Raw genomic sequence first — 16,950 nt, 5'->3', positions numbered from 1 at the left:
AGATGGCATTTCACCTTCGATCGGTAGGATGGTTCTCGCAGGCAACACGATAAGTAGGAAGTATCTTCAGCCGTTCAAATATCAATGTGACATTACGTGAGTGATTGTTTAGGATGGGCTGCATAAGGTCAATAGTTTGGCATAAACTTAATAGCCAGAAATTATAGACGTAAAATTGACGCAAAACGGCGTCAAAAACATTATTGAAAGATTTCCATCAAACGCCGCCCTCGCGCGCCGGCAGGCATGGAAGCCAACTGAACAGGTAGCCCGGAGAGTCCAATGAGCACTGTTGTTGCCATCGTCAAAAGCATTGTTGGCCAAGTCATCGCAGTTTCCCCAGAAGGCATCCGGCGCGTACTGATCGAAGGCGATCGCCTGCTTGCCGGTGAACAGGTAGACACCGGCACTGGCGGCGCGGTCACTCTGGAGCTGGCCGACGGCCGTCTGCTCGACCTCGGTCGCGACACCCAGTGGAGTGCCGACGCCCCCGACAGCAGCATCGACCTGAGCCAGGCCACCGCCCAGGCGGCGCCCTCGGTCGAGGAGCTGCAACAAGCCATCGCCGCCGGCGTCGACCCGACCACCGAACTGGAGGCCACCGCAGCCGGTCCGGCCGCGGCAGGCGGCGGTTCGGTAGGCGGCGGGCATAGCTTCGTCCTGCTCCAGGAAACCGCCGGGGTGGTCGACCCGACCATCGGCTTCCCCACCGGCCCAATAGGCTTTGCCAACGGGCTGGGTATCGATGAGCAGGGCGGGCTGGACGGCAACAACGCCAGTACCAACACCACCAACGCCCCGCTCACCACAGGCCTGACCCTGAGCGCCACTCCCACGATCACCGAGGCGGGTGGCGTAATTGTCTATACCGCCACCGTCGGCCAGCCACCGCTGACCAACCTGACCGTGACCCTGTCCAATGGCGCTGTCATCGTGATCCCGGCGGGCCAGACCACCGGCAACGTCAACGTCAATGTCCCGGCCAACGACACGCCCTACATCGATGGCGGCCAGATCTCCGCGACCATCACCGGGACCAGCGGCGGCAACGGCCTGATCGTCACGCCAAGCACCACGCCGGCGGTGACCGAGGTCACCGACACCATCGATACCACCACTGCCACGCTGACCGCCAACCCAAGCGTGACCGAAGGTGGCGTGATCACCTACACCGTGACCCTGACCAACCCGGCCCAGACCCCAGTCACCGTCACCCTGTCCAATGGCCAGACCGTCACCATCGAAGCCGGCAAGTCGTCAGGCAGCGTCGATTTCCAGACCCCGGCCAACGACGTCTATAACAATGGCAGCACCGTCAGCACCACGATCACGGGGGCAACGGGCGGTAATTTCGAGAATCTGGTGCCAAACCCGACACCAGCGGAAACGAAGATCAACGACTCCGTCGACACTACCACCGCCACCCTGACCGCGACCCCAAGCGTGACCGAAGGTGGCGTGATCACCTACACCGTGACCCTGACCAACCCGGCCCAGACTCCGGTCACCGTCACTCTGTCCAATGGGCAGACTATTACCGTCAAGGCCGGCGAAAGCACTGGCAGCGTCGACTTCCAGACCCCGGCTAACGACGTATTCGTCAACGGCAGCACGGTCAGCACCAGCATCACTGGTGTCACCGGTGGCAACTTCGAGAAGCTGGAACCCGACACTACGCCGACCCAGACCGTGATCAGCGACAGCATCGACACGGTGACCGTCAGCATCACCAGCAATGGCAACGTGACCGAGGCCGAACAGCCGACCTTTACTGTTTCAGTCAGCCAGAAGCTCGACCATGACCTGACCGTGACCTTGTCCAATGGCGCCACTGTGGTTATCAGCGCCGGCCAGACCCAGGCCACCTACAGCCTGCCGGCCCAGGGCGACGATGTATTCAAGGACGCCGGCTCCGTGACCCTCGGCGTGATCGATGCCAGCGTGGTGGGCAAGGCCTTCGAGAACCTGCAGTTGGGTGGTGATGCCACCGTGCAGATCACCGACACCGTCAGTGAAGTGGTCGCAACCCTCACTGCCGACAAAACCACTGTGTCCGAAGGTGGCCAGATCACCTACACCGTGACCCTGACCAATGCCCAGGGTCTGCCGGTCAACGGTCACAATGGCCTGACCTTCACTTTGACCGATGGCACCAAAGTCACCGTTCCGGCCGGCAGCGCCAGCGGTACCTTCACCATCACCGCTCCGGACGACGTGTTCGTCGGCGGCCAGCCTTCTATCGTCAACAAGATCGAATCGGTCGCCGGTGGCGACAACTTCGAGAAACTGACCCTCGGCGACAACTCGGTCACCACCACCGTGACTGACGAGCCAGGTACCGGCACCCCAGGCACCGACAACCAGGGCGACAAGGTCACCGTCACTATCGTCGGCAAAGGCGATGTCACCGAAGACCAGCAGCCAGCCTTCACCGTCAAGGTCAGCCAGAAACTGGACCATGACCTGACCGTGACCCTGTCGAACGGCGACAAAGTCGTCATTCCAGCCGGTCAGACCGAAGCTGAGTACAAAGCCAAAGCCCAGGGCGACGACGTCTTCAAAGACGGCGATACCCTGACTGTCGGCATCACCGATGCTGCCGTTGACGGCAAGTCCTTCGAAAATCTGGAACTGGGTGGCAACGCCTCGGTGCAAATCACCGACACCATCAGCGAAGTCGTCGCGACCCTGACCGCCGACAAGACCACTGTGTCGGAAGGTGGCCAGATCACTTACACCGTCACCCTGACCAATGCCCAGGGTCTGCCGGTTAATGGCCACAACGGCCTGACCTTCACCCTGACCGATGGCTCCAAGGTCACCGTACCGGCCGGCAGCGCCAGCGGCACCTTCACCATTACCGCACCGGATGACGTGTTCGTCGGCGGCCAACCAACCATCACCAACAAGCTGGAAGGCGTCACCGGCGCCGACAACTTCGAAAAACTGACCCTGGGTCAGGACGAAGTGAAGACCTCCGTCACAGACGAGCCGGGCACTGGTACCCCAGGCACCGACAATCAGGGCGACAAAGTCACCGTCACCATCGTCGGCAAAGGCGATGTCACCGAAGACCAGCAGCCAGCCTTCACCGTCAAGGTCAGCCAGAAACTGGACCATGACCTGACCGTGACCCTGTCGAACGGCGACAAAGTCGTCATTCCAGCCGGTCAGACCGAAGCCGAGTACAAAGCCAAAGCCCAGGGCGACGACGTCTTCAAAGACGGCGATACCCTGACTGTCGGCATCACCGATGCCGCCGTCGATGGCAAGGCCTTCGAGAACCTGGAGCTGGGTGGCAACGCCTCGGTACAGATCACCGACACCATCAGCGAAGTCGTCGCAACCCTGACCGCCGACAAGACCACCGTCACCGAAGGCGGCCAGATCACCTACACCGTGACCCTGACCAATGCCCAGGGTCTGCCGGTCAACGGCCACAACGGCCTGACCTTCACCCTGACCGATGGCACCAAAGTCACCATTCCGGCGGGCAGCGCCAGCGGCACCTTCACCATCACCGCACCGGATGACGTGTTCGTCGGCGGCCAGCCTTCTATCGTCAACAAGATCGAATCGGTCGCCGGTGGCGACAACTTCGAGAAACTGACCCTCGGCGACAACTCGGTCACCACCACCGTGACTGACGAGCCAGGTACCGGCACCCCAGGCACCGATAACCAAGGCGACAAGGTCACCGTCACCATCGTCGGCAAAGGCGATGTCACCGAAGACCAGCAGCCAGCCTTCACCGTCAAGGTCAGCCAGAAACTGGACCATGACCTGACCGTGACCCTGTCGAACGGCGACAAAGTCGTCATTCCAGCCGGTCAGACCGAAGCCGAGTACAAAGCCAAAGCCCAGGGCGACGACGTCTTCAAAGACGGCGACACCCTGACTGTCGGCATCACCGATGCTGCTGTCGACGGCAAGTCCTTCGAGAATCTGGAACTGGGTGGCAACGCCTCGGTGCAGATCACCGACACCATCAGTGAAGTGGTCGCGACCCTGACCGCAGACAAGACCACCGTCACCGAAGGTGGCCAGATCACTTACACCGTGACCCTGACCAATGCCCAGGGTCTGCCGGTCAACGGCCACAACGGCCTGACCTTCACCCTGACTGACGGCACCAAAGTCACCATTCCGGCCGGCAGCGCCAGCGGTACCTTCACCATCACCGCACCGGATGACGTGTTCGTCGGCGGCCAGCCGAGCATCGTCAACAAGATCGAATCGGTCGCCGGTGGCGACAACTTCGAGAAGCTGACCCTCGGCGACAACTCGGTCACCACCACCGTGACTGACGAGCCAGGTACCGGCACTCCAGGCACCGACAACCAGGGCGACAAGGTCACCGTCACCATCGTCGGCAAGGGCGATGTCACCGAAGACCAGCAGCCAGCCTTCACCGTCAAGGTCAGCCAGAAACTGGACCATGACCTGACCGTGACCCTGTCGAACGGCGACAAAGTCGTCATTCCAGCCGGTCAGACCGAAGCCGAGTACAAAGCCAAAGCCCAGGGCGACGACGTCTTCAAAGACGGCGACACCCTGACTGTCGGCATCACCGATGCTGCTGTCGACGGCAAGTCCTTCGAGAATCTGGAACTGGGTGGCAACGCCTCGGTGCAGATCACCGACACCATCAGTGAGGTCGTCGCAACCCTGACTGCGGACAAGACCACCGTCAACGAAGGTGGCCAGATCACCTACACCGTGACCCTGACCAATGCCCAAGGTCTGCCGGTCAACGGCCACAATGGCCTGACCTTTACCCTGACCGATGGCACCAAGGTCACCATTCCGGCCGGCAGTGCCAGCGGCACCTTCACCATTACCGCTGCGGACGACGTATTCGTCGGCGGTCAGCCGAACATCGTCAACAAGATCGAGTCGGTTGCCGGTGGCGACCACTTCGAGAAGCTGACCCTCGGCGACAACTCGGTTACTACAACCGTGACCGATGAGCCGGGTACTGGCACCCCAGGCACCGATAACCAAGGCGACAAGGTCACCGTCACCATCGTCGGCAAAGGCGATGTCACCGAAGACCAGCAGCCAGCCTTCACCGTCAAGGTCAGCCAGAAACTGGACCACGACCTGACCGTAACCCTGTCGAACGGCGACAAAGTCGTCATTCCAGCCGGTCAGACCGAAGCTGAGTACAAGGCCAAAGCCCAGGGTGATGACGTCTTCAAGGACGGTGACACCCTTACCGTCGGCATCACCGATGCTGCCGTTGACGGCAAAGCTTTCGAAAATCTGGAGCTGGGCGGTAACGCTTCCGTCCAGATCACCGACACCATCAGTGAGGTCGTCGCAACCCTGACTGCGGACAAGACCACCGTCAACGAAGGTGGCCAGATCACCTACACCGTGACGCTGACCAACGCCCAGGGTCTGCCGGTTAACGGTCACAATGGCCTGACCTTCACCCTGACCGATGGCACCAAGGTCACTATTCCTGCGGGCAGTGCTAGCGGTACCTTCACCATCACCGCTCCGGATGACGTGTTCGTTGGTGGTCAACCAACCATCACCAACAAGCTGGAAGGCGTCACCGGCGCCGACAACTTCGAAAAACTGACCTTGGGTCAGGACGAAGTGAAGACCTCCGTCACTGACGAGCCGGGCACCGGCACTCCAGGCACCGACAACCAGGGCGACAAGGTCACCGTCACCATCGTCGGCAAAGGCGATGTCACCGAAGACCAGCAACCGGCCTTCACCGTCAAGGTCAGCCAGAAGCTCGACCATGACCTCACCGTAACCCTGTCCAACGGCGACAAGGTGGTGATCCCAGCAGGCCAGACCGAAGCCGAATACAAGGCCAAGGCCCAGGGCGACGACGTCTTCAAAGACGGCGATACCCTGACTGTCGGCATCACCGATGCTGCCGTCGATGGCAAGGCCTTCGAGAACCTGGAACTGGGCGGCAACGCATCGGTGCAGATCACCGACACCATCAGTGAAGTGGTCGCGACCCTCACCGCCGACAAGACTACCGTCACCGAAGGTGGCCAGATCACCTACACCGTGACGCTGACCAATGCCCAGGGCCTGGCGGTCACCGGCCATAACGGCCTGACCTTCACCCTGACCGATGGCACCAAAGTCACCGTTCCGGCCGGCAGCGCCAGCGGGACCTTCACCATCACCGCCCCGAGCGACGTATTCGTCGGCGGCCAGCCCTCGATCGTGAACAAGCTCGAAGGTGTCAGCGGCGCGGACAACTTCGAGAAGCTGACGCTCGGCAAGGAGACACTCACCACTACCGTCACTGATGATCCGGATACCGGCAACAAGGTATCTGTCACCATCGTCAGCAACGGCGATGTCACCGAAGACCTGCAGCCGTCCTTTACCGTCAAGGTCAACCAGAAGCTGGACCAGGATCTCACCGTCACCCTGAGCAATGGTGCCAAGGTGGTGATTCCGGCTGGCCAGACCCAGGTCGAGTACAAGGCGGATGCCCAGGGCGATGACGTCTTCAAGGATGGCAGTTCGCTAACCGTCGGCATTACTGATGCAGTCGTTGATGGCAAGACCTTCGAGAACCTGCAGCTGGGTGGCGATGCCACCGTGCAGATCACCGATACCGTCAGCGAAGTCGTCGCGACCCTGACCGCCGACAAGACCACCGTCACCGAAGGCGGCCAGATCACCTACACCGTCACCCTGACCAATGCCCAGGGCCTGTCGGTCACCGGCCACAACGGCCTGACCTTCACCCTGACCGATGGCACCAAGGTCACCATTCCGGCCGGCAGCACCAGCGGTACCTTCACCATCACCGCACCGGATGACGTGTTCGTCGGTGGCCAACCGAGCATCGTCAACAAGATCGAATCGGTTGCCGGTGGCGGCAACTTCGAGAAGCTGACCCTCGGCGACAACTCGGTCACCACCACCGTGACTGACGAGCCAGGTACCGGCACTCCAGGCACCGACAACCAGGGCGACAAGGTCACCGTCACAATCGTCGGCAAGGGCGATGTCACCGAAGACCAGCAGCCGACCTTCACCGTCAAGGTCAGCCAGAAGCTCGACCACGACCTGACCGTAACCCTGTCGAACGGCGACAAAGTCGTCATCCCAGCCGGTCAGACCGAAACCGAGTACAAAGCCAAAGCCCAGGGTGACGACGTCTTCAAAGACGGCGATACCCTGACTGTCGGCATCGCCGATGCCGCTGTCGATGGCAAGGCCTTCGAGAACCTGGAGCTGGGTGGCAACGCCTCGGTACAGATCACCGACACCATCAGCGAAGTGGTCGCGACCCTGACTGCGGACAAGACCACCGTCACCGAAGGTGGCCAGATCACTTACACCGTGACCCTGACCAATGCCCAGGGTCTGCCAGTCAACGGCCACAATGGCCTGACCTTCACTTTGACCGATGGCACCAAGGTCACTATTCCTGCGGGTAGTGCCAGCGGCACCTTCACCATCACCGCGCCGGACGACGTGTTTGTCGGCGGTCAGCCTTCGATCGTCAACAAGCTCGAAAGCGTCAGCGGCGCGGATAGCTTCGAGAAGCTCACGCTCGGCAAGGACACCCTCACCACGACCGTGACCGATGAGCCAGGTACTGGCACGCCCGGCACTGGCAACGAAGGCGACAAGGTTTCCGTGACCATAGTTGGCAACGGCGCAGTCACCGAAGATCAGCAGCCGTCGTTCACCGTCAAGGTCAGCCAGAAACTCGGTCAGGACCTGACCGTAACCCTGAGCAACGGCGATAAAGTGGTGATCCCTGCGGGTCAAACCCAGGTTGAGTACAAGGCTACTGCCCAAGGCGATGACGTCTTCAAGGATGGCGACACCCTCACCGTCGGCATTTCCGATGCGTCGGTCACCGGCAAGACCTTCGAGAACCTCGAGCTCGGCGGCAACGCCAGCGTTGAGATCAACGACACCGTCAGCGAAGTGGTCGCAACCCTGACCGCCGACAAGACTACCGTCAGCGAAGGCGGCCCAATCACCTACACCGTCACCCTGACCAACGCCCAGGGCCTGTCGGTCACCGGCCACAACGGCCTGACCTTCACCCTGACCGACGGCACCAAGGTCACCGTGCCAGCGGGCAGCGCCACCGGCACCATCACCATCAATGCGCCGGACGACGTATTCGTCGGCGGTCAGCCGACCATCACCAACAAACTGGAAGGCGTGACTGGTGCCGACAACTTCGAAAAACTGACCCTGGGTCAGGACGAAGTGAAAACCTCCGTCACCGACGAGCCAGGCACCGGCACTCCGGGCACCGGCAACGAAGGTGACAAAGTCTCCGTCACCATCGTCGGCAACGGCGCGGTCACCGAAGACCAGCAGCCAAGCTTCACCGTCAAGGTCAGCCAGAAACTCGGTCAGGACCTGACCGTAACCCTGAGCAACGGCGATAAAGTCGTGATCCCAGCGGGTCAAACCCAGGTTGAGTACAAGGCGACCGCCCAAGGCGATGACGTCTTCAAGGATGGCGACACCCTGACCGTAGGGATTTCCGACGCCTCGGTCACCGGCAAGACCTTCGAGAACCTCGAGCTCGGCGGCAACGCCAGCGTTCAGATCAACGACACCATCAGCGAAGTCGTAGCGACCCTGTCTGCCGACAAAACCACCGTCAGTGAAGGCGGCCAGATCACCTACACCGTCACCCTGACCAATGCCCAGGGCCTGTCGGTCACCGGCCACAATGGCCTGACCTTCACCCTGACCGATGGCACCAAGGTCACCATTCCGGCAGGCAGCGCCAGCGGCACCTTCACCATCACCGCTGCGGACGACGTATTTGTCGGTGGCCAGCCGAGCATCGTCAACAAGATCGAATCGGTTGCCGGTGGCGACAACTTCGAGAAGCTGACCCTCGGCGACAACTCGGTTACCACAACCGTGACCGATGAGCCGGGTACTGGCACGCCAGGCACCGACAACCAGGGCGACAAGGTCACCGTCACCATCGTCGGCAAAGGCGATGTCACCGAAGACCAGCAGCCCGCCTTCACCGTCAAGGTCAGCCAGAAGCTCGACCACGACCTGACCGTAACCCTGTCGAACGGCGACAAAGTCGTCATTCCAGCCGGTCAGACCGAAACCGAGTACAAAGCCAAAGCCCAGGGTGACGACGTCTTCAAGGATGGCGACACCCTGACTGTCGGCATCACCGATGCTGCAGTCGATGGCAAGGCCTTCGAGAACCTGGAGCTGGGCGGCAACGCATCGGTGCAGATCACCGACACCATCAGTGAAGTGGTCGCGACCCTCACCGCTGACAAGACCACCGTCACCGAAGGTGGCCAGATCACCTATACCGTGACCCTGACCAATGCCCAGGGCCTGTCGGTCACCGGCCATAACGGCCTGACCTTCACCCTGACCGATGGCACCAAAGTCACCATTCCGGCCGGCAGCGCCAGCGGCACCTTCACCATCACGGCCCCGGACGACGTGTTCGTTGGCGGTCAGCCTGCGATCGTCAACAAGATCGAAGGCGTCAGCGGCGCAGAAAACTTCGAGAAACTCACCCTCGGCGACAACACGCTCACCACGACCGTGACCGACGAGCCAGGCACCGGCACTCCAGGTACCGATAACCAAGGCGACAAGGTCACCGTCACCATCGTCGGCAACGGCAATGTCACCGAAGACCAGCAACCGTCGTTCACCGTCAAGGTCAGCCAGAAACTGGCGCAGGACCTGACCGTGACCCTGAGCAATGGCGACAAGGTCGTAATCCCCGCCGGTCAGACCCAGACCGAGTACAAGGCTGCCGCCCAGGGCGACGACGTGTTCAAGGACGGCAGCTCGCTGACCGTCGGCATCACCGATGCTGCGGTCACCGGCAAGACCTTCGAAAACCTGGAGCTCGGTGGCAACGCCACTGTGCAGATCACCGATACCATCAGTGAAGTCGTCGCGACCCTCACCGCCGACAAGACCACTGTGTCCGAAGGTGGCCAGATCACCTATACCGTGACCCTGACCAACGCCCAGGGTCTGTCGGTCACTGGTCACAATGGCCTGACCTTCACCCTGTCCGACGGTACCAAGGTCACCATCCCGGCCGGCAACGCTACCGGCACAGCCACCATCAATGCACCGGACGATGTGTTCGTCGGCGGCCAGGCGACCATCAGCAACAAACTGGTGACCGTCAGCGGTGCCGACAACTTCGAGAAACTGACCCTCGGCCAAGGTGAGGTGCAGACCTCCGTGACCGACGAGCCGGGCACTGGAACCCCGGGCACCGACAACCAGGGCGACAAGGTGTCCGTCACCATCGTCGGCAATGGCAATGTCACCGAGGACCAGCAGCCCTCGTTCACCGTCAAGGTCAGCCAGAAGCTTGGATACGACCTGACTGTCACCCTGTCCAACGGCGACAAGGTGGTGATCCCGGCCGGTCAGACCCAGACCGAGTACAAGGCTGCCGCCCAGGGCGACGACGTGTTCAAGGACGGCAGCTCGCTGACCGTCGGCATCACCGATGCCACGGTTCCGGGCCATACCTTCGAAAACCTGGAGCTGGGTGGCAATGCCACCGTGCAGATCACCGACACCATCAGTGAAGTCGTGGCCACCTTGTCCGCCGACAAGACCACCGTGTCCGAAGGCGGCCAGGTCACCTACACCGTGACCCTGACCAACGCCCAGGGCCTGTCGGTCACCGGCCACAATGGCCTGACCTTCACCCTCACCGATGGCACCAAGGTCAGCATCCCGGCCGGCAGCGCCACTGGCACCGCCACCATCAATGCGCCGGACGACGTGTTCGTCGGTGGTCAGCCGACCATCAGCAACAAGATCACCGGCGTCACCGGCGCGGACAACTTCGAGAAGCTGACCCTGGGTCAGAACGAAGTGAAGACCTCCGTCACTGATGAGCCGGGCTCGGGCACACCAGGCACCGGCAACCAGGGTGACAAGGTTTCGGTCACCATCGTCGGCAATGGCAACGTTACCGAAGACCAGCAACCGTCGTTCACCGTCAAGGTCAGCCAGAAACTGGCGCAGGACCTGACCGTGACCCTGTCCAACGGCGCCAAGGTGGTGATCCCCGCCGGCCAGACCCAGGTCGAGTACAAAGCCGCCGCCCAGGGCGACGACGTGTTCAAGGACGGCAGCTCGCTGACCGTCGGCATCACTGACGCCGCAGTTACCGGCAAGACCTTCGAGAACCTCGAACTGGGCGGCAACGCCACCGTGCAGATCAACGACACCATCAGTGAAGTGGTCGCCACGCTGTCCGCTGACAAGACCACCGTCGCCGAGGGCGGCCAGGTCACCTACACCGTGACCCTGACCAACGCCCAAGGCTTGTCGGTAGTCGGCCACAACGGCCTGACCTTCACCCTTTCCGATGGCACCAAGGTCACCATCCCGGCCGGCAGTGCCACCGGTACCGCCACCATCAACGTGCCGGACGACGTGTTCATCGGCGGCCAAGCCACCATCAGCAACAAGATCACCGGTGTCACCGGCGCCGACAACTTCGAGAAACTGACCCTGGGTCAGAATGAAGTGAAGACTTCCGTCACCGACGAGCCGGGCTCGGGCACTCCAGGCACCGGCAACCAGGGCGATAAGGTCTCGGTCACCATCGTCGGCAACGGCGATGTCAACGAAGCCCAGCAGCCATCGTTCACCGTCAAGGTCAGCCAGAAGCTCGACCAGGACCTGACCGTCACCCTGAGCAATGGTGCCAAGGTGGTGATTCCCGCCGGCCAGACCCAGGTCGAATACAAGGCGCCGATCCAGGGCGACGATGTGTTCAAGGACGGCGGCCCGCTCACCGTTGGCATCAGCGATGCCAGCGTGGTCGGCAAGACCTTCGAGAACCTCGAGCTCGGCGGCAGCGCCACCGTGCAGATCAACGACACCATCAGTGAAGTCGTGGCCACTTTGTCCGCCGACAAGACCACCGTGTCCGAAGGCGGCCAGATCACCTATACCGTGACCCTGACCAATACCCAGGGCCTGTCGGTCACCGGCCACAACGGCCTGACCTTCACCCTTTCCGATGGCACCAAGGTCACCATCCCGGCCGGCAGCGCCACTGGCACCGCAACCATCAATGCGCCGGACGACGTGTTCGTCGGTGGTCAGCCAACCATCAACAACAAAATCACCGGCGTCACCGGCGCCGACAACTTCGAAAAACTGACCCTCGGCCAGAACGAAGTGAAGACCTCCGTCACCGACGAGCCAGGTTCGGGCACGCCGGGCACCGGTAACCAGGGCGACAAGGTCTCGGTCACCATCGTCGGCAATGGCAACGTCACCGAAGACCAGCAACCGTCGTTCACCGTCAAAGTCAGCCAGAAGCTGGCGCAGGACCTGACCGTGACCCTGAGCAACGGCGCCAAGGTGGTGATCCCGGCTGGCCAGACCCAAGTCGAGTACAAGGCCGCCGCCCAGGGCGATGACGTGTTCAAGGACGGCGACACCCTCACCGTCGGCATCTCCGATGCGTCGGTCACCGGCAAGACCTTCGAAAACCTCGAGCTCGGCGGCAACGCCAGCGTTCAGATCAACGACACCGTCAGCGAAGTGGTCGCCACCCTGTCTGCAGACAAGACGACTGTCAGCGAAGGCGGCCAGGTCACCTACACCGTAACGTTGACCAACGCCCAGGGCCTGTCGGTCACCGGCCACAACGGCCTGACTTTCACCCTGACCGATGGCACCAAAGTCACCGTTCCGGCCGGCAGCGCCACTGGCACCGCCACCATCAATGCGCCGGACGACGTGTTCGTCGGTGGTCAGCCAACCATCAACAACAAGATCACCGGCGTCACCGGCGCGGACAACTTCGAGAAGCTGACCCTGGGTCAGAACGAAGTGAAGACCTCCGTCACCGACGAGCCAGGTTCGGGCACGCCGGGCACCGGCAACCAGGGCGACAAGGTTTCGGTCACCATCGTCGGCAATGGCAACGTCACCGAAGACCAGCAACCGTCGTTCACCGTCAAGGTCAGCCAGAAACTAGCGCAGGACCTGACCGTGACCCTGTCCAACGGCGCCAAGGTGGTGATCCCCGCCGGCCAGACCCAGGTCGAGTACAAAGCCGCCGCCCAGGGCGACGACGTGTTCAAGGACGGCAGCTCGCTGACCGTCGGCATCACTGACGCCGCAGTTACCGGCAAGACCTTCGAGAACCTCGAACTGGGCGGCAACGCCACCGTGCAGATCAACGACACCATCAGTGAAGTGGTCGCCACGCTGTCCGCTGACAAGACCACCGTCGCCGAGGGCGGCCAGGTCACCTACACCGTGACCCTGACCAACGCCCAAGGCTTGTCGGTAGTCGGCCACAACGGCCTGACCTTCACCCTTTCCGATGGCACCAAGGTCACCATCCCGGCTGGCAGTGCCAGCGGTACCTTCACCATTACCGCCAAGGACGATCCGTACCTCGGTGGCCAGCCGAACATCGTCAACAAGATCGAGTCGGTCGCTGGTGGCGACAACTTCGAGAAACTGACCCTGGGCAGCAACACCGTCACCACCAGCGTTACCGACGAGCCGAGCAGCCAGGGCGACCTGACCACCGTCGGCATCAGCGGCGACACCTCGGTGACCGAAGGCGACACCGCCCACTACAACCTGACCCTGAGCAACCCGTCGAAGTCCGAGGTGACCATCACCCTGACCTACAGCGGCACCGCCACCGACGGCCAGGACTTCACCGGTGTGGTCACCGTGAAGATCCCGGCCGGCAGCAGCGGCACCACCTTCGACATCAAGACCATCGACGACAAGCTGGTCGAGGGCTCGGAGAACTTCACAGTCAAGATCAGCGGTGCCACGGGCGGCGGCTTCGAGAACCTGCAGGTCGACGCCGGCAAGTCCAGCGTCACCACCACCATCATCGACAACGACCATGCGCCGGTGTCGACCGGCGGCGCGGTGACCGGCAGCGAAGACACCGACTACGTGTTCAAGTGGGGCGACTTCAACGTCAGCGACGCCGATGGCAACACTGGTCTTTCGGTGACCATCAGCAAGCTGCCGGATCTGGGCGGCCTGAAGTTCTTCAACGGCACCTCGTGGGTCGATGTCTCGCTCAACCAGAATATCAGCCAGGCTGACATCGCCGCCGGCAAGCTCAAGTTCGTGCCGCTGGCCAACCAGTCGGGCGTCGACGGTTATGGCGGCAGCGGCGTGGGCAACAAGCAGGCCGACTACGCGCAGATCAAGTACAAGCCCAACGACGGCACCAACGCCGGCGGCGAAGTGACCATGAAGGTCGATATCGCGCCTGTGGCCGATAAGCCTGACCTGAACATCGGCAACAACAACGTCAACTCCATCGGCCTGCTCAAGGAAACCTGGAACAGCCTCTCCGGCCTTGGCAGCAATGGCAACGGCATCACCGGCGACGCGCTGAAGAACGTCTTCGCCAATGCCGGCAACGCCAGCAAGAGCGAGACCGTCACCGGTGTCGACACCGTTGCCAGCGTGACTGCGGGCAGCGGCTCGAAGACTTCCGGCCTGATCTACCTGGAAGCCGGCAAGACCTACGCGTTCAGCGGCACCGCCGATGACAGCCTGCAGATCGTAGTGGGCGGCAAGAACGTCGCCAGCGGCACCTGGGGCTCGGCCAGCGGCGCCATCTCCGGCAGCTTCACCCCGACCACCAGCGGCTACTACACCCTGGAGATCTACAACGCCAACCAGGCCGGCCCCGGCAGCCTGGACGTCAACATCAAGGTGGGCAACGGCGCGGTCACCGACCTCAACAGCTCGAACATCCCGATGTACCCGAGCGTCAAGGACCTTAACAATGCCGGCGTCACCGTTGGCGACCTGCACGGCAGCAACAACCAGGGCTACTACGACGGTTACAAGCTCAACGAAGGCAGCGAGAACGGCGCCCCGGTCAAGCTGGTGGGCATCAGCACCAACCTCACCGACACCGACGGCTCCGAGTCCCTGAGCGTCAAGCTCAGCGGCATCCCGGCAGGCTCGGTGCTGGCCGATAATGCCGGCCATACCTTCACCGTCGGCAAGGACGCGGTGGACGTTACCGGCTGGAACCTGGGCAGCCTGACCATCAAGCCGCCGGCCTACTACCAGGGCCAGTTCGACGTGAAGGTCAGCTCGACCTCCACCGAGAGCGTCGGCGGCAGCACGGCAACCAGCGAAGGCACCATCAAAGTTACCGTCTACCCGCAGGCCTACACCACCAGCAACCTGTCCTCGGACAGCGACAACATCACCGGCACCGACGGCAACGATGTAGTGGTTGCCGACGTCACCGGCCTGCACGTGGTGCCGGGCCAGGACTACAACCTCGCCTTCATCGTCGACACCTCGGGCAGCATGGGTTCGTCCGGCGTGGACGCGGCGAAGAAATCCCTGGAATCGGTGTTCAAGACCCTGACCGCCAGCGTCAAGGGCGACCAGTCGGGTACCGTGAACATCCTCCTGGTGGACTTCGCCACCCAGGTCAAGAGCAGCGTTTCGGTGACCCTGAACGATGCCGGCCTGCAACAGTTGCTCAATGCCCTGAACAACCTGCGGGCAGACGGCGGTACCAACTACGAGGACGCCTTCAAGACCACCGCCAACTGGTTCCAGAACCTCAAGGATGGTGGCAATACCGGCAGCAACCAGACGTTCTTCATCACCGATGGCAAGCCGACCTACTACCAGACCAACGAGAACTCCAACCCGACCCTGGGCACCTCGGGCATCACCCTGGACACCTTCCTGGCTTCGATCAACTACAAGCCGGGCATGGCGTACAACGGCTACATCGACAGCAGCAACACCAACTACGTCAGCATCGACAACGCCGGTAACCTGCAAGTGCAGTACTACCGCAACGGTTGGAAATACGGCGTATCGGGCGAGCTGCACGCGGAAGGTAACGGCACCTACGAGCTGTCTTCGCGTGGTGGCTACGGCAACTACACAGACAACGCGGCCCTGAACAACTCGATGGACAGCTTCAAGCTCCTGTCAGGTTTGTCCACCGTCGAGGCCATCGGCCTCAACAACGGCGTCAACACCAACGACCTGAAACCGTACGACACCGACGGCAAGCCGCAGACCAACATCGACCCGAGCAAGCTGGCCGAGGCCATCCTCGGCCATACCGAAGTTACCCAACCGGGCAACGACACGGTCAATGGTGGCGACGGCAACGACATCATCTTCGGCGACCTGATGGTCTTCGACGGTGTTGCCGGTACCGGTGTCGAGGCGATCCGCGGCTATGTCGCCGACAAGCTGGGCGTAGACGCGGGCAGCGTGGACGCACGGGCGATGCACAAGTACATCACCGAGCACTACACCGAGTTCGACGTCTCACGCAGCAACGACGGCGCCGACACCCTGCTTGGCGGCAACGGCAACGACATCATCTTCGGCCAGGGTGGCAACGACTACATCGACGGCGGCAAGGGCAACGACATCCTGCTCGGCGGCACCGGCAACGACACCCTGCTCGGCGGTGAAGGCAACGACATCCTGTTTGGCGGTGCCGGCAATGACATCCTCATCGGCGGCAAGGGCGATGACATCATGACCGGTGGCAGTGGTGCCGACACCTTCGTGTGGAAGGCCGGCGACCTGGGCAATGACGTGATCAAGGACTTCAAGGCGAGCGAAGGCGACCGCCTCGACCTGAGCGACCTGCTCCAGGGCGAGAAGGCCAGCACCATCGACAACTTCCTGAAGATCACCACGGTCAATGGCGAGTCGACCCTGCAAGTCAGCACCGAAGGCAAGCTCAACGCCGCCGGCGGCCTGGCCAACGCCGATGTGAGCATCAAGCTCGAAGGGGTCAACTGGTCCAACACCACGATCAACTCGTTGATCAGCGGTGGCGACCCGACCATCAAGATCGACAACTCCAACAGCTGATCCCCACCCCCGCGGCAGCCGGCAACGGCCGCCGCGTCGGGGGCGGGCTTTCCCCGCCAACGCTTCACGCGCATA

1 protein-coding gene is annotated in these 16,950 nt (G+C 62.0%); it reads left to right on the top strand.

All coding sequences use genetic code 11. The features are described from left to right. Positions 1-282: 282 nt before the first annotated feature. Entirely contained in the window at positions 283-16,875 is a 16,593-nt protein-coding gene (locus ACZ9C1_RS19535; protein WP_476254294.1) for an immunoglobulin-like domain-containing protein, read from the top strand. Positions 16,876-16,950: the final 75 nt, after the last annotated feature.

It is taken from the genome of Pseudomonas sp. TE21435, from assembly GCF_056279265.1.
Note: the sequence above shows the minus strand (reverse complement) of the source record. Positions and strands in the feature narration are given on the sequence as shown.

Coding starts and splice junctions, on each gene's coding strand:
- ACZ9C1_RS19535 (WP_476254294.1), top strand. CDS start 283: ATGAGCACTGTTGTTGCCATCGTCAAAAGCATTGTTGGCCAAGTCATC.